Here is a 3433-nt window from a genome sequence, read left to right as displayed (position 1 = left end):
GTAGGTGGAGCGGGCAGTCTTCATCACCCGGCACAGCAGAGCGATCGTGAAGTTCGCCTTCTCCGCATGGATGAACCGGCATATCGCGCTCACCGATCGCTCTCCTTCGCGAAGAAGGCCGTCGCTTTTTTAGGATTTCAATCGTCTTTGCCTGCTCGACGGTGAGCTTCCGCAGCCGCTTCAGTTCTTCGTCCCGCTCGTCTCCGCCGCCGAGCGACGCGGCGCTCCCGCCGGTCTCTGCGGCCTCGGCCGCCTTGGCCTTCTTGACCCAAGCACGCAGGGACTCGGCGCTGACGTCGAGTTGGCGGGCGGCCTCGGTCACCGTCCGCCCCGACGAACGCACGAGTTCGATGGCGTCCCGCTTGTACTCGTCCGAGTACCGCTTCGTGTACTTACTTCCCACCCGGCGCTACTTCCTCTGGAACCGCTCAGGCCCCAGTCTCCAGGTGTCCACGATCAAGGGGAAGCTTCAAGCGCGAAGCCCGCCTCGACGCATTCCGGTGGCTCCACCGCTACAACACCCGACGCCGTCACTCCCGCCTCGGACACCGCAGCCCCATCGCCTACGAGACAGCAGCCACAACAACATCAACTACGCTGGCCCAAGTCGCATAACCCGTTTCCAGGATTCGGGGTCAAGGCCCGGAAGCGGTGCTATCCGTGGGAGCCCAGGTCTCTTGAAGGCGTCATAAAGGTGCGCGTCGGCACCGGCCGATGCTCCGGCCGAGCCGTGCTGCCGGCGGGGCAACAGCATGGAGTGCCGCCCGCGCTACCAGGGTGCGAGCCCGGCGTCATTCGCGGGTGGGGCCATGCGAGGCCCCCGTTCCCCCCGGTGAAGGCATCTCTGCCATCCGGACGACGTCCCTCTTTTCGCTTTTGGGTACTGCTTGCTCAGGGACTCTGTGCCATTCGGGAGTCTGCTGGAAGTACAGAGAAGGTTTCCGACCCAGTACCGGAGAGGCAGTGATCCCGATGACGACGACCACGATCTCCCGTACGGGACAGCAGCGCCCCGTGCTGCATGCTGCGCTGCCTGGCCAGCGTGTGTTCAGCCTTACCCTGGACCACGGGCCGCTCGCACCAGCTACCGCCCGCCACGCCGCCCGCTCAGTTCTGGAAGCATGGGGGCTTCGCGACGGCCGGATCTACGACACCCTGCTGGTCATCTCCGAACTGGTTACCAATGCTGTCACGCATGCCCTGCCACCAGTCGTTCTGAACCTGTACGGCTCGGCGGATGGGTCGGGCCGTGTCCAGATCCACGTCACTGATGGCGGTCCTCGAACCGAAACGGTCCCTAGCAACTGGGCGGCCGACCGGCCCGACGACGAACACGGCCGCGGCGACTTGATCGTTTCTGCTCTGGCCGACCACACCGGATCCGGCACTGAATCCGTCCCCGGAGCCGACGGACTCATCGACCACTGGGCTGATCTCGACGAAGCCTGACAACTATCTGCCATTCTGGAGGAATCCCCACCCCCGACGCCGGAAGAGGAGGACGAGAGATCACTCTGTCCCATGCAAAGGCCGGAGGCAGCTGTGCAAGCAGATGAACTGCTGCATGCTCACACCCTGTGGTGGGGCGAGGCTGCGCTGCTCCGACTCGACGGGGAGCTCGACATCGCCACTGCCCCGCTCGTCGACCAGGCAGTGGCTGCTGTGCTGGCGCGACAGCCAGAAATTCTCTGCCTCGATCTCGCCGGGCTTGTCTTTTGTGACATGACCGGCCTGCATGCATTGCGGCGGCTTTCCGACCGGGTACATGCAGCCCACACGAGCCTGCATCTCGTCGGCCTGCATCCCCGTCTCCGCTACACCCTCGCCCGACTCAGATCCCTCTCTCCATGGACCCCGCCTGTTCTCCAGAACTGACAGCCGTAACGTCGATCTGATCGGCCCGGGCACCCCCGCCGACGGAGAAGCAAGCGCGTGCAACGGACTGCCGTCGGTTACCGCCAGGGGCGTCCCTGGCCTGCGATGCCGCCTTGCTTCAGGGACTTTGAAGTTGACAGTGCACCGGCGGTCCTAATCTGGTCCGGGCCGAAGTCCGTGACCGACTGCTTCAGAAGGTCCTGAAACTCCAGGATGAATGGGACTTGGTCGGCCTGGCTCGCAGGGGCCTTATATTCCGCCCATGCCAAGACGAGGCAGCGAACTTGCAGGCTCCTGCGCCGAGCGGCCAACGGTGCCGCTGACGGCACGACCGGTTCGGACTGGTGCCTGATCGTGGAGGCATCGGACCCCTTCGCGGGATACGACATGGCGGAGTCAGGCCGCGTCGAGGTGGCGTCGATCAGCGGTGAGACCCCGTTAGCGGATCACCTCGGCGCGACGGTGCTGGCAGTCAGCGAAGAGAGTGTCCAGGACAACGGGCGGATCGCACTGGAGATCACCTTCGACTCCGGCCGTGTCCGATGTGAAACCTGGTCCGGTGACCTTCGCCTGTCCAGCAAGTGATCAACACACCAGCCCACGGCGAGAACCGTGTGAGGCTCCCGCAGTGGCTGGTGTGATCACGGCGTCGCAGCCGTCCTGGATAGCCCCGTTCACCGGGTTGAGCCCCCGCTCCTTCGGCACGTTGGTGGCACAGCTGCGGCACGAGGGGGCTGACGCGGTTCGCAGAGGCCGGCCGTGGAGCCTGCCGCTGGAGGATCGGGTGCTGCTGGTCACGGCCTACTGGCGCACCAACTTGACGTTGCGGCAGCTCGCCCCGCTGTTCGGCGTCTCGAAGTCCGCGGCCAACCGCATCGTTGGCCACCTCGGACCCCTGCTCGCGCTCAAGCCCCGCAGGCGATTCCGCAAGAGCACCGTCCTCATCGTGGACGGCACCTTAGTCCCCACTCGCGACCACACGGTGGCCGAGCGGTCGAAAAATTACCGCTACTCCACCAGCCACCAGGTCGTCATCGACGCCGACACCCGGCGCGTCGTGGTAGTCGGACGGCCCTTGCCCGGCAACCGCAACGACTGCAAGGCATGGGCATTGTCCGGTGCCAAGAACTCGGTCGGCAACACCACCGTGATCGCCGACGGCGGCTACCGGGGCACCGGCCTGGTCATCCCGCACCGCCGCGAGCACGGGCAGAGCAAACTGCCGGCCTTGAAGGAAGAGCACAACGCTTCCCACCGCCAGGTCCGCGCCCGTGTCGAGCAGGCCTTCGCCCGCATGAAGGCCTGAAAGATCCTCCGAGACTGCCGGTTGAAGGGCGACGGCGTCCATCACGCGATGAGGGGCATCGCCCGCCTGCACAACCTCGCACTCGGCCGATAGGTGAGCCGAGCGGACAGCAGCCGATCGCGGGCCACTGAATCGAAGATCTTTACGTGACAACCCTTACGAGCTCGTGCACGGTAGGCGGTGAGACGTCGAAGGCTGCGGCGGGGCCGGTGCTCACCTCTGTCATCGAGGGCTCAGGTCTGCGGTCTGCTG

4 protein-coding genes and 1 pseudogene are annotated in these 3433 nt (G+C 65.4%); 4 read left to right on the top strand and 1 reads right to left on the bottom strand.

Annotation, left to right across the window (positions count from 1 at the left end):
- Positions 1-403, bottom strand: a 403-nt coding sequence (locus ACFQ79_RS40545) for a transposase (protein WP_383593378.1), incomplete at its 3' end; no start/stop codon positions are given.
- Positions 404-972: 569 nt separating this feature from the next.
- Here ACFQ79_RS40545 and ACFQ79_RS40540 point away from each other — a divergent pair.
- The 4 genes and pseudogenes from ACFQ79_RS40540 to ACFQ79_RS40525 all read left to right on the top strand — a co-directional run bounded on the left by ACFQ79_RS40540 (position 973) and on the right by ACFQ79_RS40525 (position 3274).
- Complete coding sequence (locus tag ACFQ79_RS40540) at positions 973-1449, top strand: ATP-binding protein (RefSeq protein ID WP_383593375.1); 477 nt, start codon at positions 973-975, stop codon at positions 1447-1449.
- Between the two features lie 72 nt (positions 1450-1521).
- Positions 1522-1875, top strand: coding sequence for an STAS domain-containing protein (locus tag ACFQ79_RS40535; RefSeq protein WP_383593372.1), 354 nt, complete (start codon positions 1522-1524; stop codon positions 1873-1875).
- A gap of 354 nt (positions 1876-2229) precedes the next feature.
- The gene (locus ACFQ79_RS40530) at positions 2230-2460 is read left to right on the top strand and encodes a hypothetical protein (protein WP_383593369.1); all 231 of its coding nucleotides are present in this window, start codon (positions 2230-2232) and stop codon (positions 2458-2460) included.
- A 43-nt stretch (positions 2461-2503) separates the two neighbouring features.
- Positions 2504-3274, top strand: a pseudogene (locus tag ACFQ79_RS40525) (transposase).
- The last annotated feature ends 159 nt before the right edge of the window (positions 3275-3433 follow it).

The sequence above is a fragment of the Streptomyces sp. NPDC056480 genome (genome assembly GCF_042795405.1).
In the GTDB taxonomy this organism is placed as follows: Bacteria; Actinomycetota; Actinomycetes; order Streptomycetales; family Streptomycetaceae; genus Streptomyces.
This window is presented reverse-complemented; position numbering and strand designations above follow the sequence as displayed.

Coding starts and splice junctions, on each gene's coding strand:
- ACFQ79_RS40535 (WP_383593372.1), top strand. CDS start 1,522: ATGCAAAGGCCGGAGGCAGCTGTGCAAGCAGATGAACTGCTGCATGCT.
- ACFQ79_RS40540 (WP_383593375.1), top strand. CDS start 973: ATGACGACGACCACGATCTCCCGTACGGGACAGCAGCGCCCCGTGCTG.